Below are 25,407 nucleotides of genomic sequence, written 5' to 3' on the forward strand. Positions count from 1 at the left end.
TATGTGGTACAACGGTTTTCTCGACCTGTCAGCCTGGCAACTGCTGGCCGTCACCCTGCTGATGACCCACGTGACGATCGTCGCGGTCACGGTTTATCTGCACCGCTATTCCGCGCACCGCTCCCTGGAGCTCAATGCCGGGCTCAAGCACTTCTTCCGCTTCTGGCTGTGGCTGACCACGGCGCAGAACACCCGCGAATGGACCGCCATCCACCGCAAGCACCACGCCAAGTGCGAAACCGTCGACGACCCGCACAGCCCGGTCATCAAGGGCCTGTCCACGGTGCTGCGCAAGGGTGCCGAGCTGTACCGCGAAGAGGCGCAGAACCCCGAGACCCTGCGCATCTACGGCAAGAACTGCCCCGAGGACTGGATCGAACGCAACCTGTACTCGCGCTACAAGCTGGGCGGCATCGCGCTGATGGCGCTGATCGACGTGCTGCTGTTCGGCACCATCGGCATCACCATCTGGGCAGTGCAGATGATGTGGATTCCGTTCTGGGCCGCCGGCGTGGTCAACGGCCTGGGTCACGCGGTGGGCTACCGCAACTTCGAATGCCGCGATGCCGCCACCAACCTGGTGCCGTGGGGCATCATCATCGGCGGCGAAGAGCTGCACAACAACCACCACACCTACCCCAACTCGGCCAAGCTTTCGGTCAGGCGATGGGAGTTCGACATGGGCTGGGCGTGGATCAAGCTGTTCACCTGGCTGCGCCTGGCCAAGGTGCAGCGCGTGGCACCCATCGCGCACCGCGTCGAGGGCAAGGGCCAGCTCGACATGGACACCGCCATGGCGATCCTCAACAACCGCTTCCAGATCATGGCGCAGTACCGCAAGCTGGTGATCGCGCCGCTGGTCAAGCAGGAGCTGATGCGCGTGGACGACTCGGTGCGCCACCAGTTCCGCCGCGCCAAGCGCCTGCTTTCGCGTGAGCCGAGCCTGCTCGAAGACCGCCACCACCAGCGCATCGAGTCGATGCTGGCGCACAGCCAGGCACTCAAGACCATCTACGAGAAGCGCCTGGCCCTGCAGCAGATCTGGGCACGCACCAGCGCCAACGGCCACGACATGCTGGCCGCGATGAAGGACTGGGTACACGAGGCCGAGGCCAGCGGTATCCAGTCGCTGCGCGACTTCGCCGCACAGCTCAAGACCTATTCGCTGCGCCCTGCCCTGGCCTGACGCCGTTGATCGGCGCGCCCCGTCCTGGGGCGCGCCTGAGGAACTCTCCCTTCGATTTTCACTCTGACTGGCATATCGCCCGCGTGGCGGGCCGTGTCAGGCCGCACGCCCTTCGCCTTTCGATTCCGCTTTTCGAGACGCTTCGTGCACATGGTCAACAAGAACCCGCCGTCCCCGTCGTTCAGCCCACCGTCGCATCCCGCGCACACCTTGCTGGCCCTGCTGCATGCCCAGGGTGAAGTCGCGCGCCTGAGCGAGCGCGAGCAGCTGTTCAGCTCGCTGCTGGACAGTGTCAACGCGGTGCTCTGGGCCATGGATTGGGAAACCCGGCGCGTGCTGTACGTGAGCCCGGCCTACGAGCGGATTTTCGGGCGCTCGGCCGGTCTGCTGCTGGCCGATCACAACGAGTGGCGCGACAGCATCTACCCCGACGACCTGGAGTACGCCGAACGCAGCCTGGCCGAGGTGCTGGTCAAGGGCGCGGTGGAAGACCGCGAGTACCGCATCATCGCCGCCGACGGGCAGGTGCGCTGGCTCAGCGACAAGTGCTTCATCAACCAGCAGGCCGATAGCGCACAGGGCGTGATCGTGGTCGGCATGGCCGAGGACATCACCGAAAAGAAGCAGCTCGAAGGCGAGTTGCAGCGCCTGGCCACCACCGACGTGCTGACCCAGAGCAGCAACCGCCGGCACTTTTTCGAATGCGCGCACCACACCTTCGAAAAGGCACGCCAGGAGCAGGCGCCGATGGCGTTCCTGCTGCTGGACATCGATGACTTCAAGCAGGTCAACGACACCTACGGGCACCAGACGGGTGATCAGGTGCTGCAACGCATCGCCGACAGCGGCAAGGCGGTGCTGCGCCGTGGCGACCTGTTCGGGCGCATTGGCGGCGAAGAGTTCGCGGCGGTGTTTCCCGGGTGCACGCCGGAGCTGGCGCTGCAGGTGGCGCAGCGTCTGCAGCGCGAGATCCAGCGCCTTAGCTTCAGCCAGGACGAACAAGTGTTCGGGGTGACGGTGAGCCAGGGGCTGACCGGCATCGATGAGGAGGATGAAGTGCTCGACAGCCTGTTCGCACGGGCGGATGCGGCGATGTATCAGGCCAAGCGGCAGGGCAAGAACCAGATTGTCAGGGGCTGAAACATCCGGCGCCTGAGCCGGCCCCATCGCGGGCCAAGCCCGCTCCCACAGGTTTACCAGGGCCCTGTGGGAGCGGGCTTGACCCGCGATTGCGGTCTCAGGCCTTGCGCAGCAGCTCCAGCTGCGCCAACCCCACCCTCAGCAGGCGCGCCGTCTTGCTCTCGGCCAGTTGCTCCAGGCCCTGCTCGGCCGGCAGCCGCGCCAGCTGCCCGGCCAGGTTCAAGATCAGGTTCTCCCGCGAGTACACCCCGCCCCCCAACTGATACACCGAGGCAATCAGTTCGCGCAGCTCCAGCGGCAAGCGCCAGCGGGTACGCAGCGCCGAGCCGTACGCAGCGCCATACTCGTTCAACGACAACTGCACCGCGTCCTCGTCCAGCTCGCCCCCGGCCAGGCTCCACTCCTGCAGGCAGCGCAGCAACGCCAGGTCGCCCAGGCAATGCAGCAAGCCGGCACAGTAGCAACGCTCCTGGTCCAGCTCCATCGACCGCGCCAGGCTGGCGGCATACTCGGCCGTGTGCAGCGACAGGCCCCAGAAATGCTCGGCATGGCGTGACAGCAACGGGTCGCTGAGCCTGGCGCTGCGCTTGAGTGCCAGGCCCATGATCAGGTTCATGCTCTGGGTGGTGCCCAGCTTGTTCAACGCCTGCAGCAGGGTCTGCACCGCACCGTCACGATGCAGCGCCGCGCTGTTGGCCGCAGCGATCAGCACCGCGGTGATCTGCGGGTCGTTGCGGATCTCTTCTTCCAGTGCCTTGAGGTTGAGCCCCTCGGGGTTGAGTGCGTGCTTGATCGCCTGCTTCACATCAGCCAGCAACGGCCCGCCATCGGCGGTGCTGCGGTGGTCTTCGAGAAACCGCGACAAGGTGATGCCCGGGCGCAATGCCGGCACCGGGCAGGCCACCGCCTCGCCGGCACCAAGCAGTTGCTCCTCCAGGCGCTGGCGCAGCAGCTCGGCATTGAGCGGCTTGCTCAGGTACGCCGTGGGCGCCAGCGGCAGCGCCTCGCGCACGCTGGCCACATCGCTGCGGCTGCTGATCAGGATGAACGGCAAGCTGCGGCGCTTGGCGCGCACGCTGCGCAGCAGGTCCAGGCCGTCGATGCCGGGCAGCTCGCGGGCGGCGATGATCAGATCGGGTTGGCTGGCCAGCGCGGACAGCGCCTCGTGGCCATTGGCACAGACGTGCAGGCGGGCATCGCAGCGCACGCTGAGCAGCATGTCCTTGAGCATGTCACGCACCCACGGGTCGCCTTCGGCAATCAGCACACAGGGTGCGGTGGGTGGGTTTGAAACGGTCATCGGGCTTCTCCTGACATCTCGATGCACGCCATCCAGGGCGTCTTCCAAGGTAGCTCCTGTGCAAACCTTAGCGCCCTTGTCGGGCTTTGGGCGAAAAAAAACCCGCCGAGGCGGGTTTTTTCCTATCGCGTCACACTTACGCCAGTTCGGCGAAGCACTCTTCGATGATGGCCAGACCCTTGTCCAGCTGCTCGTCAGGCGAGGTCAGTGGAACCAGGATACGCAGCACGTTGCCGTAGGTACCGCACGACAGCAGAATCAGGCCCTTGTCACGCGCCTTGGCCACGACGGCTGCAACGGCAGTCGGGTTAGGGGTGTGGGAACCGGCCTTGTCGAACACCTCGACCGCGATCATCGAGCCCAGGGCACGCACGTCACCGATGATCGGGTGCTTGTCCTGGATCTTGCGCAGGCCAGTGACCAGACGCTCGCCGACTGCCTTGCTGCGGTCCAGCAGTTTTTCTTCTTCGAACACTTCCATCACGGCCAGGGCCGCGGCGCAGGCGATCGGGCTACCGGCGTAGGTGCCGCCCAGGCCGCCTGGAGCGATGGCGTCCATGTACTCGGCCTTGCCGCACACACCGGCCAGCGGGAAGCCGCCAGCGATGGATTTGGCGAAGGTGGTCAGGTCAGGCGCGACGCCCATCTGTTCCATGGCGAAGAAGGTACCGGTACGGCCAGCGCCGGTCTGTACTTCGTCGGCGATCAGCAGGATGCCGTGCTGGTCGCACAGGGCGCGCAGACGCTTCATGAACTCTTTAGGCGCGACGTAGAAACCGCCTTCGCCCTGGACCGGCTCCAGGATGATCGCAGCGATATCCTTGGCTTCGGCGTCGTTCTTGAAGATGCGTTCGATCGAAGCGATCGAGTCGTCGATGCTCACACCGTGCAGTTCGTTCGGGTAGATGGCGCGGAAGATGCCGCCTGGCATCAGGCCCATGCCGGCCGAGTACGGTACGACCTTGCCGGTCAGGCCCAGGGTCATCATGGTGCGACCGTGGTAGGCGCCGGTGAAGGCGATCACGCCGGCACGGCCGGTGGCGGCACGGGCGATCTTGATGGCGTTTTCAACGGCTTCGGAACCGGTGGTGACCAGCAGGGTTTTCTTGGCGAAATCACCCGGGATCAGCGCGTTGATCTTTTCGCACACTTCGACATACGGCTCGTAGGCCAGTACCTGGAAGCAGGTGTGGGTCAGCTTGTGCAGTTGAGCTTCAACGGCAGCGATGATTTTCGGATGCACGTGACCGGTGTTGAGTACCGCGATACCGCCGGCGAAGTCGATGAACTCGCGGCCTTCGACGTCAGTCACGGTGGCGTTCTTGGCCGACTCGGCGAAGATCGGGTGGATCTGGCCGACGCCACGTGGGACGGCGGCTACACGGCGTTGCATCAGGGATTCGTTGGTCTTGCTCATAATGTCCTCATTTCGCCACACGCAGGTGGCGCGATTCGATCGGGGCGGCCGGTATTCGACTGCAGCAGCATGCGTTGATCGACTGCTGCAGGGGCCCAGGCGGCCGGATGTCACGGTGTAAAAAAGGCCAGCGGGACGGCGCTCTCGCGCCCCGCTGGCAGAGGTAAAGCCTTACGCTGCGATCAGACGCTGATGCACAGGTATTTGATTTCGAGGTAGTCCTCGATGCCGTACTTGGAGCCTTCGCGGCCCAGGCCCGAGGCCTTGATACCACCGAACGGCGCGACCTCGTTGGAGATCAGGCCGGTGTTGATGCCGACCATGCCGTATTCCAGGGCTTCGGCGACACGGAACACACGGCTCATGTCGCGGGCATAGAAGTACGAGGCCAGGCCGAATTCGGTGTCGTTGGACATGGCGATGACTTCGGCCTCGTCCTTGAAACGGAACAGCGGAGCCAGTGGGCCGAAGGTTTCTTCCTTGGCCACGGCAGCGCTTTTCGGCACGTCGACGAGGATGGTCGGCTCGAAGAAGTTGCCTTCGATCAGCTTGCCGCCGCTCAGTACCTTGGCGCCCTTGCTCACCGCGTCAGCGATGTGCTCCTGCACCTTGGCCACGGCCTTGCCGTCGATCAGCGGGCCGGTGGTGGTGCCGTCTTCCAGGCCGTTGCCGATCTTGAGCTTGGCGACTGCCGCCTTGAGCTTCTCGGCGAACACGTCGTAGACGCCGTCCTGCACGTAGATACGGTTGGCGCAGACGCAGGTCTGGCCGTTGTTGCGGTACTTGGAGATGATCGCGCCCTCGACGGCCTTGTCCAGGTCGGCGTCGTCGAACACGATGAACGGAGCGTTGCCGCCCAGCTCCAGGGAAACTTTCTTGATGTCCTTGGCGCATTCGGCCATCAGCTGGCGACCGATTTCGGTCGAGCCGGTGAAGGACAGCTTGCGCACGATCGGGTTGCCGGTCAGTTCGCTGCCGATGTCGCCGGCGCTGCCGGTGACCACGCTCAGCACGCCAGCCGGGATGCCGGCACGGGTGGCCAGCTCGACCAGGGCCAGGGCCGAGTACGGGGTCTGCGAAGCGGGCTTGAGCACCATGGTGCAGCCAGCGGCCAGGGCCGGGCCGGCCTTGCGGGTGATCATCGCAGCCGGGAAGTTCCACGGGGTGATGGCCGCGGTAACGCCGATCGGCTGCTTGATCACGATCAGGCGCTTGTCGGGCTGGTGGCCCGGGATGGTGTCGCCATAGACACGCTTGGCTTCTTCGGCGAACCACTCGATGAACGAGGCGGCATAGGCGATTTCGCCCTTGGCTTCGGCCAGTGGCTTGCCCTGCTCGGAGGTCATCAGGCGGGCCAGGTCGTCCTGGTGCTCGATCATCAGTTCGAACCAGCGGCGCAGCTTGCCAGCACGCTCCTTGGCGGTCAGTGCGCGCCAGGCCGGCAGAGCCTTGTCGGCGGCCTCGATGGCGCGACGGGTTTCGGCGGCGCCCATTTTAGGCACGGTGCCGAGCACTTCACCGGTGGCCGGGTTGGTCACCTGGATCGTCTGACCGTTGTCCGCGTCCAGCCACTCTCCGTTGACGAAGGCTTGCTGGCGGAACAACTGGGCGTCTTTGAGCTGCATGTCGGGCTTCCTTAACTGCACCGTGCGAACACAGGGCGAATTATTGATTTGTAGAAAAAGGAGAGCGTTTGAAATCTCAAACGAATCCTAGGATCAACGGGAACAAAGGACAATAGGGTGTTCGAAAAAAAGAACAAAAAGCCTAGCAGACCCTGAAATTTCAGATCAACGTCACTTTTGCACCAGCGAGTGTTCGGAATCGAACACAACATTACTGGCGATGGACGCCAAGGGTGCAGATGGGTATCATGGCGCCCGCGTTGCACTCGTAGCTCAGCTGGATAGAGTACTGCCCTCCGAAGGCAGGGGTCGTGGGTTCGAATCCCGCCGAGTGCGCCATCTACGACAAAAGGCCCAGGTGAAAACCCGGGCCTTTTTTCATGGGCGCGCAAAAGGGACAGGCCGGGCTCAGACCGTGCGCTCGCCCTCTATCAGCTGCCCCTGGCTGTTGCCATGCAATGCCGAGTACCTGGCCAACTGCCCCAGCCGCCGATCCAGCTCCTGCAGCAGGCGGTTGCGCCGGGTGGTCACCTCATTGCCGTTGAACAGCCCGGGCTCGACGGTATACAGGTTGAATATCTGGTTGATCGCGGCCGGCCCGGCGATCACATGGTTTTCCTGCGAGCTGTGGTTGTACAGCGCCACCATCTGTCCGGTCTGGGTGTCGGCAGGGCGCGCGAACAGCATGCTCACTGTCTGCCCGGTGCGGATGCGCACGGCGCTGTCGGCGAACTGGAAACACGCTTCCCTGCCATCGCGCAGCTTCACCCAGAACTCATGCTCCTGGATGTTGTGGCTGCTCACGTGCATCGACGACGAACTGCCGCCGATGGAGCCGTAGCCGTCGATCATGTAGCCGCCGCCGGAATGGTGCGAGTGGCTGGCGCTGAGGTGGGTCTGGTTGCGCTTCTGGGTGTCGAGAATCTCGCCGGTGACCACGAAGAAATGCAACTGGCGATCGTAGTGGTTGAACGGCTCGTCGATGAAGTTGGGGTCGTCGGGCGACAGGCTGATGTCATACATGGTGCGCACCATTTCCTCGCGCGCGGCCTTGTCGTGCCTGGCGCGCTCCTTGAGCTCGGCGCGGCGCACCTTGGCGTCGTCGATGGCCTTGAGCGCCTGGGCCTTGAGGATCGGGGTTTTCTCCTGGGCGTAGGCAGCGGCCTTTTCGCTGGCCTCCTTGAGCACCGGCGCGGCCTTCTGTCCGGCCTCCACGGCCAGTTCCCTGGCCTTGGTCAGCGCCTGGGCCGCCTTGGCGGCAAGCTCGGGGTTGGCGTCGACGGCTTTCTTTTTCAGGTCATCCCAGAGACTCATTCTCTATCCTCTCAACGCTTGATCGATCAACCGCACAGGTGCGGGGCGCTGGAGAGTCTACAGGCAGTGCCGGAGGTTTTGGCAGGCGGTGCGGGCCTGTTCGCCGTCGATGCCGGCTCTGCTGATACCTGTCAACCGGCCACCAGCAGCCGGTCCTGCAGCACCACGCTCATGCCCCCCAGCCGCCACAGCTCGAAATAACGCGCAAAATCCACCTCCAGCGCCAGCAGCGGCGCCGCGATGTACCACGCCAGGTAATAGTCAGCGGCAATCCCGTACAACGCTTCGAGCAGCGCGTACATCGGCAGTTGGCTGTCACGCACGCCCTCGATGACCGTGTCGGCGAAATGCTCGAACACCCAGGCATTCGGCGCATCGCTCTGCAACGCCTTCAACGCCACCTCGCGGCTTACCACCTCGACCACAGGCTGCCAGTGGGCCTGCTCCGGCCACGGCCCCTGGGTGGACAGGCAGTACCGTGCCTGTTCGTTCCACCAGGCCAGCGCCGCGGCCTTGAGCCGGCCTTCATCGCAGCCGCGCTGCGGCAACAGGTACAGGCTGCTGTCCAGCGAACCTGCCGCCAGCACCTGCTGCGCCCGCGCCTGCAAGGCATCGGCCTGGGCAAAGCCGGCAAAGATCTGCGCCAGCTCCGCGTCGCTGCCATGCTCCTTGAACAAGCCGAGAAAGTGCGAGCTGTCGAGCACGACGCGACCTTCGCGGCACGCTATCCAGTCATCGAGCAGGGTCATGCGCTCAGCGACCGAACTGGCGAAGAATCGTCAGGTGCACATCCAGCTGCAGCTTGCGCAGGTTGCCCAGCACCGCCTTGCCGCCCATCACCAGCGCGGGCTCGAAGCCGTACAGCTCCTGCTCGCCCAGCGGGCCCAGGGCCTGCAGCGCACGCTCGAACAGGAACTCGCCATCGGCGTCCTCCATGTCGAAGTCCTCGCGCTCGACCATCGACAGGAACGACTGCAGCTCCAGGTCCGGGTTGCTGCAGGGCACGTTCTTTTCGCTGCTCATGGCGTACACGCGGTTGTACGCACACAGCACGATCAGCTTGCGGCCATAGGTTTCGCCCCATGCATAGAGGTCGCCAAAGGCCGTGCGGCCGATCACATGGTAGGTGTCCAGCTTCTCGAACTCGGTGCCTTGCAGCCACATGTCCAGCAGGTGCTGGTAGTCGTGCGGGTTGACCAGCCAGAACAGGCCGTCGGCATAGCTGCCCCACCCCTGCTCCTGCCAATACTCCAGCAGTTTGTCCGGCAGGCGGCCACGGTACTGCGCGATGCTTTCGGCCGGCACGGGCCGCTGATGGGCAGGTTCGCCCATGGCCTCGATAAACATCTCGAGAAATGCGTCCTTCATCACTGACTGGCTCCCCTGGCTAGCTCTAACCTGATGTTCAATTTGGCACTGCCGTTGCCCGCCTCCACCGCCTTGCGCACGGTCTCGTCCAGCAGCGGCAGCCGGCTCGACCAGCTGGCGCCGATCGACGAGTTGACGTTCGAATTGCCCATTCTAACAGGGTCGGGTTTTACCCACCCGCCAGCCACCATGTCGGGCTCGTGCAGTGCGGCCAGGTTCGACTTGATTTCCTTGGCCCGTGCCTTGGCCATCTGCGCCGCGACCTTGGGGTCGACGCCGTTGTTGACCAGGCCCTTCTGGATGTTCTCGGCCACGCTGCGCTCGAATTCGCGGCCGAACTTGCGCTGCAGCGCCACCGCGTCGGGGTTGCGCCCGGTGCTGTCGAACGCCTCGCGGGCGAACTTGAACTCGTCGGCGGTCATGTTGTTGATGGCGTCCTGCTGGGCCTGCAACTGCTTGTTGTATTCCTTGAGGTACGCCTGCTGCTCGGTGGGCGTCATCTCCTTGTAGCGCGGGTTGTCATAGGGGTTGAACTGCTTCACGGGCAGTTCGTCCAGGCGCTCGACGGTGGCCACGGTGCCCGCACCCGCCGCCGGCTTGCCGGCAGGGGGCAGCTCGACCTTGGCCACCGGCGCTTCCTTGACCAGCACTTCGGCCTTGGCGGCCATTTTTTCCAGACCCGCCCGGCCCATCTTGATGCCGGTCTTGGCCAGCGTCACGCCGGCCTTGGCCGCGCCGCCCACGCCGGTGGCAATGCTGCCGGCCTGCCACACGATCTCGCCCAGGTCACGCCCCAGTTGCATGGCGTGGTCGTCACCGCCCACCTCCAGCGCCAGGGTCACGCGGTCGATCTTGGCGTTGAGTTCATCCACCACATCGGCGCCCAGCTTGTCGCGCGCCTCCTGGTTGGAAATCAGTTCCTTGATGCCCTTGAGGCCATCGATAGGGTGCGCGATGAACTGCGCCAGCCCCTCGATATCGTTGATGCCGGCCTCGACCAGGCCACGCCCCACGCCAACCTGGGTCAGCAGGTCCTGCTTCTTGCTGATGAAGCCCCACTTGGCAATGACCTTGAGCTCGTCCGCCAGGCCCTCGGCTTCCTTGAGCTCCTTCTTGGCCTGCACCAGTTGCTGGGTGGCCAGCCAGTTGTTGTCGGTGGCGGCGCCAGCGGCGGTGTTGGCGGTGGCGGCATCCAGGCCGGTGCTGGCGGCCAGCCCGGTGACCAGGCTGGTGATCAGGTTGCGCTTGGCTTCACGTTGCGCCTCGGACTCGTTGGGGCTGGCTTCGGAGAACAACCCGGTGAGCACGCTCGATGCCGCCGCCCCGGCCGCACCGCTGCCACAACTCTGGCTGCTGGCCGCCGCGCCCGCGCAGGCGAGGATGCCGTGCAGCGCCGCGTGTACCGGCGAGCCTTCGATAAGGCTGCCGTTGGCCACCAGCTCGCCGATATAGCCCGCGCCCTGCTGCTGCACGTAGTTGACCACCAGGCCCTGCATGAACGCCGTGTTGCCGGCGCTGATGTTGCCGCTGGCCGCGCCCACCAGCGCGGTGGTGATCTGCCGGTAGGTGCCGCCGGCGCCCCAGTTTTCGGCAATGCCGTCGGCCTGATGGCGCAGGTCGCTGGCCGCCAGCAGCAAGGCAGTACGCTCGCCGTCGCCCAGTTCCGGGTTGGCGGCCTTGGCTTCGGCCTCCTTGGCCTGGTTACGCTTGGCGTCGACTTCCTTGGCCTTGTTGTTGAGCAGGGTGCCCGCCTCGTTGGCGAACGCGCCGACGATCTCGAACCCGGCGCGAATCTGCTCCTCGTTGAAGATCGGCTTCAGCGCATTGCTGCCATCGCGGTCGCTGGACACGTCGCGGTTGAGGCTGGCTATGGCCTCGTCCACGCTCTTGCCGGTGCGTTTGTGCTGCTCGGCCGCATCGGTGATGACGATACTGCCACCACTGATACCGCTGCGGGTCACGCTGCTGGCGCTATCGCTGGCACTGATGGCGATCGGCATGCTCACACCGATGTCGTTCTCGTTTTTGGCAAGGTCGGTGCCAGGGGTTTGCGTGGCGCCGCTGGTGGCGTTGCCCTGCTGGTCCTTGCCGACCTCGCGGTAACCGCCGCCTAGGCTCAGGCTGCTGCCCTTGTACTCGGCCTCGTTCTTGATGTCGCGGCTGGTCAGGCTGGCGGTGACCAGGCGGTTGCTGCCGTCCTGCACGGCCTTGTCGCTGCTGGCGATCACTGCGCCCACCAGGTCGGTGTTGCCGGCCACGTAGATATCGAAGCCGCCGTCGCCGGCCTTGATCCCCGACTGCTCGGTGACGCTGGCGTACTTGGAGTCGATGTCGGTGGCGCCGAAGCTGCCGCTGGCACCACTGACCGAGCTCATGCCATAGCAGAACGGCGGAATGCACAGGCTGATACCCACGCCCAGGCTCTTCTCGTCCACGGTGTAGGTGCTGGTGTCCTGCAGGCTCTCGATGTTGAGGTTGCCGCCCACGTCCATCACCACCTGCTTGCCGCTGACCACCGCGCCCTTGAGGTTGGTGTCGCCGCCCGAAACCATGACCAGCTGGTTGCCGGCATCGATATGGGTGTTGGTATGGGTGAGGTCCTCGCCATCGGCTTCGCCGCGATTGCCCGACACCCCGAGGTCGAGGGTGAAGCCGTTGCGTGTGCCGCCCAGCGACAGGCCGATACCGACGCTGGCACTGCTGCCGGTGCTGTCGGTCTGCTGGGTGCTGGTGTTGGTGGCGGCCAGCAGGTTGATGTCGCCGTCGGCCAGCAGGCTGGCATTGTTGCCGGCCTTGATCTGGCTGCCGCGCACGGTGAGGGTGCTGTCCTCGTCGGCGCCGGTGGCGATCAGGCGCACGTCGTTGCCGGCGACGATGGTCGAGCCGGCAGCGGTATCGCTGTGCTGCTCGGTGGTGCTCTGGTTCTTCTTGGCGCCCAGCGACAGGCTCAGGTTGATCCCGCCCGCCGAACCCGGATCGGTGGCCACCGCGGTGGCCGCGTTGTTGGCCGCCAGTGCCGCAGTGGCCGCGGCCAGCGCCTTCATGCGTCCGTCTTCGGTCTTGTCCGAGGCCTGCTTCATCTGCTGGGTGGTCTGGATGGCGCTGATCACCGGGTTGGTCAGGGTCAGCGACACGCCGGTCTGCTTGAACAGGGTCTGACGCTCACGCTCGCTGGTGTTGCGCGCCTCGACGATGGCGATCTTCTCGGCACGGATATCCACGTCGCCCTTGGGCGCCATGACCTGGCTGCCGACCTGGCGATAGCTTTTGCCGGCCTCGATCAGCACGTCGCCTTCGGTGGAGCCGACGGTGCTGGCCACCGCGGTGGTGCTGGTGGTCATGTCCTTGACCCGCTGCTCCTGGGTGCCGACGGTCACGGCGATGCCACCACCGCTGAACAGGCCGCTGGTTTTCTCGGTCTTGTCGTGGCGCTCGCTGCGGCTGTCGCTGGCCGCCGCGATGTTGACGTCGTTGCCCGCCACCAGGATGGTCTGCTGGCTGGACACCACGTTGGCGCCCTGCAGGTTGATGTCGCGCCCGCCCTGCACGTAGGTGTGCTCGCCGCTTAGGGTCGAGCCCTGGGCGGTGGTTTCGCTGAGCGTGTCACGGGTGGTTCTGGTGGTCTTGGAGAACATGCCGTTGCCGCCAGTGACCTTGTGCGCCTCGTCGGCGAACTGGTAGTTCTGCCCGGCCATCAGGTTCACGTCGCGGCCGGCGTCGGCCATCCCCATGCCCTGCTCGCTGCTGGCCTGGCTGGCGCGCAGGTTGATGTCCTGACCGGCCTTGAGGCTGACGTCGCCGGTGCCCTGCACATTGCTGCCCACCTCGGTGCGGCTGGCGTCCTTGCGCCAGTTGCTGCTGTTCCAGGTGATCGACTGCTGGTGCGACTCGGTGACGGTGGTCAGGTTCAGGTTGTTGCCGGCCACCAGTTGCGTACTGCCGTTGGCACCGGCGTTGACCACCTGGGCGCCGGCCAGGTTGATGTCGTTGCCGGCCGAGGCCGTGAGCGTACCGCCGGCGCCGCTGACGAACAGCCCGGCCACCCGCGACAGGTTGCTGCGCGTGCCCTGCTCGCTGCTGCTGTCATGGGTGCTGGAGATGACGTTGAGGTCGTTGCCGGCGCTGATCGCCAGGCTGTCCACGGCGCCGATCAGGCCACCGAGGTTGTCGAGGTTCTCGCGTGCCTGCACCGACACCTTGTCGGCCTGGATACGCCCGCCGAGGTTCTCCACGTTCTGCGCGGTCAGCGCCAGGATGCTGCGCCCTCCGAGGCTGCCGCTGTTGCTCAGGGTGTCGTTCACGTCGAGCTTGAGCTGCTGGCCGGCCATCAACGCACCCGCGCCGTTGAGGTCGCCCTGCTGCACCCGCACGTACACCTGCGGCACCAGCACCCTGCGGGTTTCGCCGCCGGCCACGGTCACCTGTTTTTCCACCAGCCACACGATGTCGCTGGTCAGCTGGGCCATCTGCTCGGCGCTCAGCGCCACACCCGGCACCAGTTGCCAGGTATTGGCCACGGTAACCGCGTTGTCGAGCAGCGCGCGGTACTGTTCCTCGTCGTTGGCATAGCCGTCGATGAAGCGCCGGCCAGTGAGCTGGGCGACCTGTTCGCGAATCAGCTTCTGTTCGTAGAAGCCATCGCCCAGGCGTTGCAGGGTTTGCCCCGGGTCCAGGTGCAGCTGTTGCAGCATGTAGTCGGACGACAGCCAGTTGCGGTAGCCGGCAAAGCGCGGGTCGGTCTCCACCAGATAATTGCGCACCGCCTGCGGGTTGCTGTCGAACAGGCTGTTGCTCGGCAGGGTCAGCACCGGGCCGCCGGTGCGGATCTGCTCGCCGACGCCTTCGGCATCGAGCCCGGCCTGCGCCGCCACCTCGATGATCGGCGCCACCTGGTAGGCATTGGCGGCGGCGCTGTCCACCGCGCCGGCGCCGGCGGCCTGCTGGTCGCTCAGCTGGCTGGCATGGCCGCCGAGCTGGGTGCCGCTGCCGGTGATGGCGGCCAGCTCCTGCCATACGGTGGGCTGCAGCGAGATTTCCTGGATCAGCGGCGCGGGCACATAACCGGCCACGCGGGCGCCCTGGCGGTCGCGGCCCTTGCGCTGGATACGGTAGAAGTTGGTCACCGTGCCGCTGTCGGTGGTGACCTGCTGGCCCTTGAACTCGGTGTTCACCAGGCTGCCGATGGCGCCCTGCAGCAGGCCGCCGGCGATGATCCGGCTCTTGTCGTTGAGCACTTCGCCGGCGTTGATGACCAGGTTGCCACCGGCCAGGATCTGCCCCGGCGCCGAGGTGGCGATCTGGGTTTCGCGCACCACGCGGGTCACGTCGTAGCGGTTCCAGTTGTCCTTCTGGCCCTCGGGGGTGATCAGGTACTGCACTTCGTTGTGGCGGAACGTGACCTGGTCGGCCTGGTAGCGGTTGGGCGAGCCGGCCAGCTGGAATTCCTGGAAGCTCTGGCGGCTGATTTCCACGTCGCGGGTGCTGAAGTGGTTGTTGAGGTTGCGCAGGGTCTGCACGTCCAGCGCCATGTGCCCCAGCGACTCGATGGTGGCGCTGGCGTTGGTCAGCAGCGCGGCGCGGCCGCTGGCGTGGTCGGCGTCATCCAGCGTGGCGCCGATGGCCATGTCGCCGGCACTGAAGATCAGCGCCGCTTCGCTGTTGTCGATCTGCGTGGCGCCGATGTCCAGGCGCGCACGGGCGGCGATGGCACCGGAGCGGTCGCCCTCGTTGGCGTTGACCAGGGTGCCGGCAGCGATGCCCAACTGGTCGCCGTAGATGCGACCGGTGCCCAGGTTGTACAGCACGCCGGTTTGCAGGCGTACCTTCTGGCCGTCGATCAGGCCACGGTTGGTCAGGCTCTGGTGGGCAGTGATGCGCACCTGGTCGGCACTGATTTCACCCTCGGCGCGGTTGTCCAGGGTACTGGCGTCGAGCAGCATGGAGCGGCCGGCCAGCAGCTTGCCGCTGTTGTTCAGCGCACCGCCGGTCTGCACGTCGAGGGTGCCATTGGCCTGCAGCAGGCCACTGAGTTCAAGGCCTGCGAGCAGGCGCAGGGTCAGGTCGCCCAGGCTCACGGCCTGACCGTTGCCACTGTAGTAGGCGGCGTTCAGGCTCAGCGACTGGCCGGCCAGCAGGCGCCCGTCGAGGTTGCTGATGCTCTGGCGGCGCGCAGCGGGGTCACGGTCGGTAATGTTCAGGTGCTGGCTGGAGCTGATCAGCCCGCCCGCGTTGTCCAGCAGTTGGCTGACGCCGATGTCCAGCGTGGTGTCGGCGCGAATCACACCGGCCTGGTTGCCCAGCACGTCGGACTCAAGGCGCAGGGCGTGCCCTTGCAGGCCCTGGTTGTCGGCCTGGGTGGCGTTGTTGGCGAGGGTGCCGGTCGACACATGCAGCAAACCTGCGGAGCGGATCAGGCCGCCCTGGTTGTCCACACGTTCGGCCGAGGCCACGTCGATGGCGCCCAGCGCCTGGATCTGCCCGGCCTGGTTGTTCAGCCGCAGGCCCTGCACCTGCACACTGTCGGCGCCGACGATGCGCCCGCCGGCGTTGGTCACGTCGGTGGCCAGCAGTTGCATCGCGCCCTTGGCCGAAATGTAACCGCCGGCGTTGCTCAGATGCGCGCTGTGAATCTCCAGCGCACCCTGGCTGATGATGCCCTTGCCGCTGCCATCGTCGAGGTTGACCAGTGCCTGTTCGCCGGTATCGATGTACAGCCTGCCCTGGGACTGGATCAGCCCGCCGGCGTTTTCCAGGCGCCCGCTGCGCAGATCCAGGGTGCTGCGCGCATCCAGGGTGCCCTGGGCGTTCTGCAGCAGTTGGCCATTGCTGTTCAGGTTGAGTGCCAGGCCGCTGATCACGCCGCCACTGTTGTCGATACCCTGAGCGTTCACCACGATGTCGCCCGCCGCTTCCAGGCGCCCGCCCACGTTGCCCAGCTGGCTGTCGCGGGCAGTCAGCAGCAGGGCGCCCTGTACCGAGCCGACCGTACCGCCGCTGTTGTTCAGGTGCGCCGCAGTCAGCGTCATCTGGCGGATCGCGGCGAAGGTGCCGGCGGTGTTGAACAGCTCGCCAGCGCCCGCAAACAGTGTGCCGCCGGCGCTCACGGTGCCGCTGCGGTTGTCCAGCGTGCCGGCGTTGAACACGCCGTTGCCGCTGGCCGCAAGGGTGCCGCCGGTGTTGTCGAGCAGGCCCTGGGTGGTGACCGCAAGGCTGCCGCCCTGGGTGGCCAGGACCTTGCCGCCGCGGTTGGACAGGGTGTCGGCCTCGATCGATACGTCCTTGCCCTGAGCCACGCCGGCGTCGAGCTGTACCTGGCCGGCCTTGAGCTGCAGGGTGCCGGTGCTGACCAGCGTGCCCTGCGCGCTGTCGAGCGTCGTGGCAGTCAACTGCAGGGTGCCGGCGCCGGCATGCTCGACGCGGCCCTGGGTGTTGACCACGGTGGCGGCGCTGAGCGTGGCATGGGTCGCGTTGCTGGCGATGCGGCCACTGCGGTTGTCGAGGGTGCCGTCGACCTTGATCGAGGTACTGCCCTTGCCGCTCTGGGTCAGCTCGCCGCCCACGTTCGACAGCTCGCCGGCGCGTACTTGCAGGTTGCCCGCCACCACCTTGGCGGCGTCGCTGCGCAGGGTCTGGCGGGCGGTGGCACTGAGGGTCTTGCTGGCATCGACGCTGGCGTTGGCGAGGTTGATGTCGCCGCCGGTGAGGGTGATGTTGCCGGCCACGTTACGGCTGGCGCTCAGGTCGACGTCGCCTGCACTGACCTGCAGGTCGCCGCCGGCCAGGTGTTCGCCGTGGGCCTGCACGCGCTGCGCGGTGAGGGTCAGGTTGCCGGCCTTGCCCAGCTTGCCGCTCTCGTCCAGCCCGGCAGCCAGTGCCGAGCCCTTGCTGCTGGTGATGGTCGACTGCGCGCCGGTCGCCTTGAGTTCGACATTGGCCTGGCTGGCCAGGGTGCCGCTGTTGTTCAGGTCGCCGGCGCTGCTCAGCTGCAGGTCGCCCTTGGCATAGACCGTGCCGCTGTTGTCGACCCCGCCCTTGGCGGCGACGCGGGTGGCGCCGGCACTGCTGAGGGTACCGCTGTTGAGCAGCTTGCCGTCGGCGCTGATCACCACTTCGCCGGCGCCGGCACCGATCGTGCCGGCGTTGCGCACGCCCACACCGCCCTCGGTGCCCACCAGCATGATCTTGCCGGCGTACATGCCGCCGAGCTTGGCCACGTCGATGGCGACTGCGGGGGCCTCCTCGTCGCTGCCTGCCAGCCGGGTTGCGCGGGTGTTGTCGGCGTTGACCTGGTTGCGCCCGGCGGTGACTTTCAGGTCCTTGGCCCAGATGCCGGCGTTGACCTGCACGCTCTGCGCGATCAGGTCGGTGTAGTCGGCGTCGGCGCTGTCCAGGCCCTTGCCCTGGATGCTGAGGGTACCGCCCTTGACCTGGTAGCCGGTGATGCGGCCGTTCTCAAGCTGCGCCTGGCCGGTGGTCAGGGTGGCGCGGTTGGCGTTGATGAAGCCGCAGCCGTCGCAGGTGACGCCGGCCGGGTTGGCGATCACCACCTGGGCGCGTTGACCGGCCACTTCCACATAGCCGCGCAACTGGCTGGGGTTGCTGGCGTTGACCTCGTTGAGGATCACCCGCGCACTGCCCTTGCTCAGGTTGCCGTTGCCCTGGATCCAGCCACCCAGCTGGGTCTGGCTGGCCTTGACGCCGTTGTTGAGGATGACCCCGCGCTTGTCCACGTCGAACTGGCTGTAGGTATTGCGCGACACGCCGGCGGCGCTGGGGGCGGTGATGTTCACCTGCGGCGTGCCGTTGGCACTCTGGCCCACGTTCGGGCGCTGGGCTGCTGGCGCACGCCCATCGGCGACCACCCCGGCAGCCCAGGAAGGTGCAGCGTCCAGCGCCACCAGGCCGAGGGCGAGCATCATTGCGAAACGCAGGCGGCCCAGTTCGGCCAGTGTGCCGGCCGAGCCGGCCACGGGCCCGGTGGTGGTGCCCGGCGCCTTGCCCTGGCTGGCGACGTTCTCGGCAACCACCATCAGCAGCCCGCGAGCCTTGTTGAAAACGATACGGTAGAGATGCTTGTTCATTGCAATTCCATTTGCGGTGCCAGACCGCCAGAAGTCAGGGTTACGCTGTGAGTTCCAGCGGGTGAGCGGCAAACCAGGCCTTGGCCTGTTCGGGAATCACGCCGATCCCCAGGTGCGTCTTGACCCGCAGGCCGCGCACTTCGCCTTGGTGGTCGAGGGCGCGCATGCAGCGGTTGGGGAACAGCTGGCGCTGCACCAGGCGCGCCAGCGTTGCCGCATGCCCGAACGGGGCGACGAAATCGTTTATCCACAGGCGTTCGCCGCTGTTCCAGTCGGCATCGGCCATCTCGACAGGCGAGCGCTCGATGTAGCGCTGCTCGGCGGCGCCGTCGAGGTTGAGCCAGGACAGGTAGAACACCGGCTTGCCGGCCTCGCTGCCGAGCACGAACTGGCGGTGCTTGAGCGCCGGCAGCAACAGGGTGGCCAGGCTGTGCAGCGGTGCGTCGCGGTGAGCTGTGGAGTGCATCCACAGCCAGGTGGCCGAGCCCAGCACGGTAGCCTCGTTCCAGGGCTCGTCGAAGAGCCCGGGGGCGATGATGTCGAAGCGATCGATACGCATGGCGGGCCTCAGAACGACAAAGAGACAGTGAAGGCACTGGTGATGTTGGCCGTTTCGAAACCGTCGGGCTTCTTCAGCGGCGTACCCCAGGACCAGTCATACGACAGCGCCTTGTAGCCGCCGCGCACCCCTACCACGGCACCGGCCAGGCGCTTGCCCACCAGGTACTCGCTGGAGTGGCCGCTGACTTCGCCGTAGTCGACGCCGGTGTACAGCTCCTGGCCGGTATCGCCCAGGGCCAGGCCGATCTCGTTGCGCAGGGTCCAGCCGCGTTCGGCCGAGAGGATGTTCTCGCCGTCGAAGCCGCGCACGGTGTAGCGCCCGCCGATGGAGAAGCGGTCCTGCGGCACCAGCGCCGAGCGGTTCCACTGCGCGCGCCAGCCACCGATGTAGCGCATACGCTGGTTATAGGCGATGAAGGGCACCTGCAGCTGGGCATCGGCACTGATGATCTTGGAGCGCGAGGTGCCTTCGCCGGTGAGTTCTTCTGGCGCCTGCAATGCGCCGTGGGCACCGGTGCCGCGACGGTAGCCCGCGCTCAGGTCGAGGGTGGAGGCGCCGATGAATTCGCGGTGGCTCAGGCCGGCTTCCCAGCCGGCCATGCGCCGGCGCTGCAGCTGGATTTCAGTGTCGTCGATGAAGTTTTCCGAGGTACGCGTCCACAGGCTGCCCCAGGCCGTGGTCTTGCGCACCGCATCGCGGTACAGGAGGCGCGACAGGCGCAGCTCGTTGTTGCGGGTTTCGCCGCGATACTGGTAGGTCTCGTTCTCGCCGGCCACCTGCTGGTGGTAGTCGTACTCGCTGGTGGTGAAGCCCAGCAGCCAGTAGCCGAACGGCAGCGAGTAGTGCAGCGTGTTGCCCTTGGAGCCGCGATTGCCCGACTCGCCGCCGCCCAGGTCGTGGGTGGCGCTGGCGTAGAACAGGTCGTTGAGCGAGAGGATGTTGTCCAGCGACAACGCCAGGTTGCCCTGGTACTTGCCGGTGGTCTTGCTGCCGGAGTTATCCACAGACAGGCTGAGCCGCGCCGGGAAGGCCTGGCGCCAGGCGATCACGATGTCGCTCTCGCCGGGGCCGGCGTCGCGGGCCTGGGCCGGGGCGATCTGGATGTCGGCTTCGGCGGTGGGTACGCGCTTGAAGTTCTCCAGGGCCTGTTCGATGTCGCGCAGGTTGAGCAGGTCGCCCGAGTGCGCCGGCAGCGCGTTCCAGGCATTGGCGCGCGAGCTGGTGCCTTCGGCGAAGCGGATGTCGCGGATACGCCCGGGAATCAGGGTCAGGGTCAGTTCGCCGCTGTTGAGGTCCTGGGCCTGGGCCAGCACGCGGGTGGTGACGTAGCCTTTTTCGATGATCGCGTTCTGGATGCGCTTCATGGTCAGGTTGATGCCGGCGCTGCCCAGGCAGCGCCCGGTGGCCGGGTCATCCTTGGGGTTGGCGGCGCGCAGCGCCCACTGGAAGCGCTCGGCCGCATCGCCCACCAGGCGCAGTTGGCGGATGGGGAAGCACGGGGTTTCGTTGGCGGGCAGGCGGCCGTCGCCTTCATCGGCCAGCGGTGCTTCGAGGCGCACGTCGGGGCGTGCTTCGAGCTGCTCGCGCTGCACCCGCTCGCGGTCGCGCTGGCGCAGCAGCTCGGCATTCGGGTCGGCGGCGTGTGCGGCGGTGCCGGCACCGGCGGCCCAGGCAGCGAGGGCCAGCAGCAGTGCGGCAGCGGGAGTGGGGCGCGAGGTGCTGACGAAGCAGTGGGCAACACGTGTCGTCAACGCCCGGCAATGGGCGATCGGCAGCATGGCACATCCTTGTGGGCCGGAATTCTTGGGGGAGTGTTATCGGGGGGCGGAGCGTTGTGCGCGGCTGAATGTTCAAGCCTGCTGGGAGGGACGGTGATTTGTCCTACAACCTCTTCCGCACCGCTCTGACGGGGATATCGCGAGAAAGTTGCAACGGGGTGTGGGAAACGTGATGGGGTTCAAGGTTTTGCAGGGGATGGCACCAGATGTGCCCTCACAAGGTGCCAGCCGCTGCTTCTGCGGCGATCATCAGATCGAGCGCCGCCCGCGCGGCGTTTCGCCGGCAAGGCCGGCTCCTGCATCGATTGCAACGCGCCATGGCCTGCAGGATCGGCGGTGCCAGCCTTGTTCGCTCGGCGTCAGGTCTTCAGAAGCTCGCGCGGATGCCCGCGTACAAGGTCCGACCTGGGCCCGGCTCGTAGTAACGGGCGCCTGTGTCGTTGATGCGCAGGTTGTCGTAGTAACGCCGGTCAGTCAGGTTATCCACACCCACGTACGGTTCCAGCTCCTGGCCCTGAAGCTTGAGTACCGTGCCCACGCGCAGGTTGAACAAGGCATTGCCCGCCACCCGCGCCTCATTGGCGTTGTCCGCATACTGCGGGCCATAGGCGTTCATGTTGACCCGTGCATAGAACGCATCCGACTCGTAGCCCACCTCGGTGAACAAGGTCTGCCGGGGAATGCCCGGCAGACGGTTGTCGTCATAGCCCTCGAAACGGGTGTAGTGGTAGTCGTTGTAGCTGTAGGCCATCGACAGGCGCCAGTTATCCACAGGCCGGTATTCGCCACTCAACTCGAAGCCGTCACGCCGCGATTTGCCGGCGTTGCTGTAGGTGTTGCCGCGGTCGGTGCTCTGCGCCACCAGTTCGTCCTTGAGCAGGATGCTGTACACCACCGCCTCCAGGCGCAGGTCGTCCCACTCGCCCTTCACACCCAGCTCGCGGGTCAGCGCCCGCGCCGGTTGCAGCCCGGTGTTGAAGCCGCCTGCGGTCGGGTTGCTCAGTTCGTTGAGGGTGGGGGTCTCGAACGAGGTGGCCACCCGTGCATACGCCATGGTGTGCTCGGTAAGGCGGTAGCTCAGGCCGGCACTGTAGTTGAAGTCTTCGAAACGCTGCGCATCGGAGGCGTCGCCGTCGCTCGGGAAGCGGTCGTCGACCGACTGGCGCGTGGCGTCATAGCGTCCGCCCAGGGTCAGTTGCAGACGCTCGGTGAGGTCGATGCTGTCCTGCACGTACAGCCCATAGCCACCGGCCTTTTCGCGTTGGCGCAGGGTGAGATTGCCGGTGTGACCACCGACTTCGTTGTTGTGCCGCTCGCGGTCGTCGCGCTGCTGCTCGATGTCGATGCCGGTGGTGAGCTGATGACCCAGGCCGAACCAGTTGGCCAGGTGCGTGTACTGCCCGCCGACACCGGCAAACAGGCGTTCGTAGGTGGTCTGCCCGCCCGCGCGCAGCGGCAGCCGGTTGCCGAAGTCACGCCGGCCCAGCCAGGTACGCAGCTGGTAGCTGTCGGTGTCGCTCAGCTGGCTGGTCCAGTTGACCGCCAGGCGTTGCTGGTTCATCTGTTCGTCGGAGTCGAACAGCAGGCTCTGCGGGCGCGCCTGGCTGCGCTTGTCGCGCACCTGCGCGAGGGTCAGGGCGCCAGGGTCTTCGGAGCGGTTGTCGAGGGCCTGGAAGGTTACCCCCAGCACGCCGGCATCGGCCTGCCAGCGCAGCTTGCCGGTGAGGTTGCGCGCTTCGGAGGCGGCGTGATCGCGGTAGCCGTCCATGTTGGTGACGTTGAGCGCCAGCAACCCGCCAAGGTTGCCGGAGGTGCCACTGGTTTCGGCACGCACGCGGCGATAGCCGTCGGCACCACCACCCACGTCCACGAGGGTGCGCGGCTCCAGCGAGGGCTCGCGGGTGGTGATCGCCAGTACGCCGCCGGCACCGTTGCCGTACAGGGTGGAAGCCGAGCCGCGGATCACTTCGATGTTTTCCACCAGGCTCAAGTCGACACCGTCCATCTCGGTCTGGCCATCGGGCATGGTCAACGGCACGCCGTCGACCAGTACGCGGATGCCGCGCATGCCGAAGCTGGAGCGGGCACCAAAGCCGCGAATCGACAGGCGCATGCCCTGGGCCATGTTGTAGCGGCTTTGCGGCACCGCACCGGGCACCGCCATCAGCAGGCTGTCGAGGGTCAGCATCTGTTCGCCGGGCTTGTCGGCGACGCTCACCGAGCTGACGGCGGCCGGGGTCTGCAACCATTCGGAGGTCACGCGGGTGGAGGTGACTTCCAGCGGCGCCAGGTCGACACTGTCGGCGCTCGCGGAGCCCGCGCCAAGCAACAGGAAGGTGAGGACGGTGGGCCGCCTTGGCAACATGGTGACTCCTTGAAGGTGGCCGCCGGCTACACACTGTGCCGACGTTTTTGGGGGTTCGTTATAACGCAGATGCCGGGTCGGCAAAACTGTCCAATAGTACCGCCAGCTCCGACCATAGCTGCGGGTCGTCGCTGCAGGCGACGTTGAAGCGCATGCACTGCAACAGGCCGGGCTCGGGGCCGAACAGGCTGCCCGGCCCCAGCAGCACATCCCGCGCCAGGCCTGCACGGGCCAGGGCCTGGGCGTCGCAACCGGGGGGCAGCCGCACCCAGATGAACAGGCCGCCGGCATACCCCAGCAGCGGCTCGCAGCCCAGCGCCCGCAGGCGCTGCTCGACGCGCCCGGCCGCCTCCTGCAGGCGCAGTTGCAGGCGCTTGCGGTGCTTGTCGTAGCTGCCATCGGTAAGCAACTGTTCGACCACCTGCTCCAGCAGTTCGGAGGTGATGCCGCCGCTCATCAGCTTCATGTGGGTGAGGCTGGCGGCCAGTTGCGGCGCGGCCACCACATAGCTGACCCGGGCGTTGGCGCTGAGGGTTTTGGAGAACCCGGACAGGTACGTCACCTGCTCCAGGCCCGCCAGCGCCGCCAGGCGGGCCGGCGCCTGCGAGTGCAGGTCGGCGTAGAGGTCATCCTCGATGACATGGCAGTCGTACTGGCGCGCCAGCTGCAACAGCGCGAACGCCTGGCCCGCAGTGAACGAGTGCCCGGTGGGGTTGTGCAGCACGCTGGTGGTCAGGTACAGCCTGGGCCGGTGCTGCGCCAGCAGCTGTTCGAAACGCGCCAGGTCGAGACCCTCGGCGGTGCGCTGCACGGTGACGATGCGCGCGCCGTGCAGCGCCAGGTTGGCGTGGAAGTTGAAATAGCACGGGCTGTCGAGCACCACGCAATCGCCCGGGCGCAGCATCACCCGCAGCAGCATGTCCAGCGCCTGCACGGTGTTGCTGGTGGTGACGATCTGCTCCAGCGGCGCGGCGATGCCCTGGCCGAGCAGGCGCGTCTGCAGGGTCTGGCGCAGCGCCAGGTAACCGGCCGGCGTACCGTAGCCGCCAATGCGCAGGCGCGTGGAGCGGGCCACGGCGCGCAATGCCTGGCGCAGGTTGCCGGGCTCCAGCCAGTCGGGCGGCAGGTGCCCGCTGCCGGGGCGCAGGCTGTTGTCATCGGCCAGCAGTGAGCGGCGCAGCACGCTGGCCAGGTCCTGCGGCAGCCAGTCGGTGTCGCCCCCCGGCACCCTCGGCGCGTGACGGCTGGCGACAAAGTGCCCGCGGCCCTGGCTGGAGGTGATCAGGTTGCGGGCACGCAGGCGGTCCAGCGCTTCGATCACGGTGAACTTGCTCACGCCCAGTTGCGCGGTCAGTGCGCGCACCGGCGGCAGGCGACTGCCCGCCGGCAGCTCGCCGGCCTCGATGGCACGCGCCCAGGCTTCGGCGATCTGCTGGACCTTGGGTGTTCCGGGGCAGAACTCGATGACGGGCAGCATGCAGGTCTCCACAGGTTTACCGGTAATCCTACCAGTAAAGTCGGGCGCGATTGCCCGCTGCTTGGCCTGCCCGCAGCGTGGCCCGCGCTCTAGACTGCGGCCTTTGCACTGTGAGCACTGCCCCATGAGCCTCGGCCTGACGCCCTCCTCTTTCGGTTACTTCGTGGTGTTCTGCGCCAGCATGACCTTCAGCCCCGGGCCGATGACCCTGCTGTTGCTGAGCCTGGGCCTCAAGGCCGGCCTGCGCCAGTCGCTGCCGGCGCAACTGGGCGCCAGCGTGGCCTACCTGCTGTCGATTCTGGTGTTTGCACTGGGCTTTTCGGCGCTGATCCAGGGCTACCCGCTGGTGCGCCAGCTGATCCAGGCCCTGGGGGTCGCGTATGTGCTGTACCTGGCCTGGCGGCAGTGGACCAGTACCGGGCTGGCGCTGGGCGATAGCGGCGGGCCGGCGCTGGAGGGTTTCCGGGCGCTGTTCGCCAGGGGCCTGCTGACCGGGCTGTCGAATCCCAAGAGCATCCTGATGTTCAGCGCGGTGTTCCCGCAGTTTGCCAGCCACACCCGCGACATCGCCGTACTCGGCCTGACCTTCCTGCTGCTGCAATTTGCCAGCGGCTGCCTGTACTGCTATTTCGGCCAGCGCATCCGTCATGTGCTGCAGCAACCGGCGCGTCGGCGCCTGCTGCAACGGGCCACGGCGGTGCTGCTGACAGGCGTGGCGTTGATGCTGATGCGCGGTTTCGACGGAGCATGACGTTTTTCAATCGGCCCCATGGCGTTTTCAACCTTGCCGAGTGG

General features: G+C 66.4%; 14 protein-coding genes and 1 tRNA gene. 4 read left to right on the plus strand and 11 right to left on the minus strand.

Going from position 1 to position 25,407, the window contains the following annotated elements; translation table 11 throughout:
• Position 1 precedes the first annotated feature (1 nt).
• Positions 2-1,186 (plus strand): delta-9 fatty acid desaturase DesA, encoded by a 1,185-nt coding sequence (gene desA, locus ACPRTJ_RS09345; protein ID WP_043861303.1) that lies wholly within the window; start codon positions 2-4, stop codon positions 1,184-1,186.
• A 150-nt stretch (positions 1,187-1,336) separates the two neighbouring features.
• A complete protein-coding gene (locus tag ACPRTJ_RS09350) occupies positions 1,337-2,326 on the plus strand; it encodes a sensor domain-containing diguanylate cyclase (protein ID WP_058541701.1) in 990 nt (329 codons plus the stop codon).
• Positions 2,327-2,423: 97 nt separating this feature from the next.
• Here the strand turns inward: ACPRTJ_RS09350 and ACPRTJ_RS09355 are convergent, their stop codons facing one another.
• From ACPRTJ_RS09355 to gabD, 3 genes are all read right to left on the minus strand, one after another.
• Positions 2,424-3,626 carry a response regulator gene (locus ACPRTJ_RS09355; protein WP_043861305.1) on the minus strand — a complete coding sequence of 401 codons (1,203 nt, stop codon included), beginning with the start codon at positions 3,624-3,626 and terminating at the stop codon, positions 2,424-2,426.
• A gap of 136 nt (positions 3,627-3,762) precedes the next feature.
• The gene (gabT, locus tag ACPRTJ_RS09360; protein ID WP_054915891.1) at positions 3,763-5,043 is read right to left on the minus strand and encodes a 4-aminobutyrate--2-oxoglutarate transaminase; all 1,281 of its coding nucleotides are present in this window, start codon (positions 5,041-5,043) and stop codon (positions 3,763-3,765) included.
• Positions 5,044-5,225: 182 nt separating this feature from the next.
• Complete coding sequence (gabD, locus tag ACPRTJ_RS09365) at positions 5,226-6,668, minus strand: NADP-dependent succinate-semialdehyde dehydrogenase (RefSeq protein WP_043861307.1); 1,443 nt, start codon at positions 6,666-6,668, stop codon at positions 5,226-5,228.
• A 262-nt stretch (positions 6,669-6,930) separates the two neighbouring features.
• On the opposite strand from gabD, the gene ACPRTJ_RS09370 reads away from it, so the two are divergent.
• Positions 6,931-7,007: transfer RNA gene (locus ACPRTJ_RS09370), tRNA-Arg, on the plus strand.
• A gap of 69 nt (positions 7,008-7,076) precedes the next feature.
• On the opposite strand, the gene ACPRTJ_RS09375 is transcribed toward ACPRTJ_RS09370, so the two are convergent.
• From ACPRTJ_RS09375 to ACPRTJ_RS09410, 8 genes are all read right to left on the minus strand, one after another.
• Entirely contained in the window at positions 7,077-7,982 is a 906-nt protein-coding gene (locus ACPRTJ_RS09375; protein WP_043861308.1) for a hypothetical protein, read from the minus strand.
• A 131-nt stretch (positions 7,983-8,113) separates the two neighbouring features.
• Positions 8,114-8,731 (minus strand): hypothetical protein, encoded by a 618-nt coding sequence (locus ACPRTJ_RS09380; RefSeq protein ID WP_213606685.1) that lies wholly within the window; start codon positions 8,729-8,731, stop codon positions 8,114-8,116.
• Positions 8,732-8,735: 4 nt separating this feature from the next.
• Positions 8,736-9,350, minus strand: coding sequence for a GAD-like domain-containing protein (locus tag ACPRTJ_RS09385; RefSeq protein WP_043861310.1), 615 nt, complete (start codon positions 9,348-9,350; stop codon positions 8,736-8,738).
• Entirely contained in the window at positions 9,350-18,430 is a 9,081-nt protein-coding gene (locus ACPRTJ_RS09390) for a hemagglutinin repeat-containing protein (protein WP_426428676.1), read from the minus strand. The genes ACPRTJ_RS09385 and ACPRTJ_RS09390 overlap by 1 nt, the downstream gene beginning before the upstream one ends.
• A 40-nt stretch (positions 18,431-18,470) precedes the next feature.
• Positions 18,471-18,989: a toxin-activating lysine-acyltransferase gene (locus tag ACPRTJ_RS09395; protein WP_043861312.1), complete on the minus strand. Its 519-nt coding sequence runs from the start codon at positions 18,987-18,989 to the stop codon at positions 18,471-18,473.
• 8 nt (positions 18,990-18,997) lie between these two features.
• Positions 18,998-20,770, minus strand: coding sequence for a ShlB/FhaC/HecB family hemolysin secretion/activation protein (locus ACPRTJ_RS09400; protein ID WP_054915887.1), 1,773 nt, complete (start codon positions 20,768-20,770; stop codon positions 18,998-19,000).
• 367 nt (positions 20,771-21,137) lie between these two features.
• The gene (locus ACPRTJ_RS09405; protein ID WP_078481732.1) at positions 21,138-23,135 is read right to left on the minus strand and encodes a TonB-dependent receptor family protein; all 1,998 of its coding nucleotides are present in this window, start codon (positions 23,133-23,135) and stop codon (positions 21,138-21,140) included.
• 58 nt (positions 23,136-23,193) lie between these two features.
• Entirely contained in the window at positions 23,194-24,612 is a 1,419-nt protein-coding gene (locus tag ACPRTJ_RS09410) for a PLP-dependent aminotransferase family protein (RefSeq protein ID WP_426428679.1), read from the minus strand.
• Positions 24,613-24,736: 124 nt separating this feature from the next.
• On the opposite strand from ACPRTJ_RS09410, the gene ACPRTJ_RS09415 reads away from it, so the two are divergent.
• A complete protein-coding gene (locus ACPRTJ_RS09415; protein WP_043861316.1) occupies positions 24,737-25,363 on the plus strand; it encodes a LysE family translocator in 627 nt (208 codons plus the stop codon).
• Positions 25,364-25,407: the final 44 nt, after the last annotated feature.

It is taken from the genome of Pseudomonas palmensis (genome assembly GCF_049942755.1).
In the GTDB taxonomy this organism is placed as follows: Bacteria; Pseudomonadota; Gammaproteobacteria; order Pseudomonadales; family Pseudomonadaceae; genus Aquipseudomonas; species Aquipseudomonas palmensis.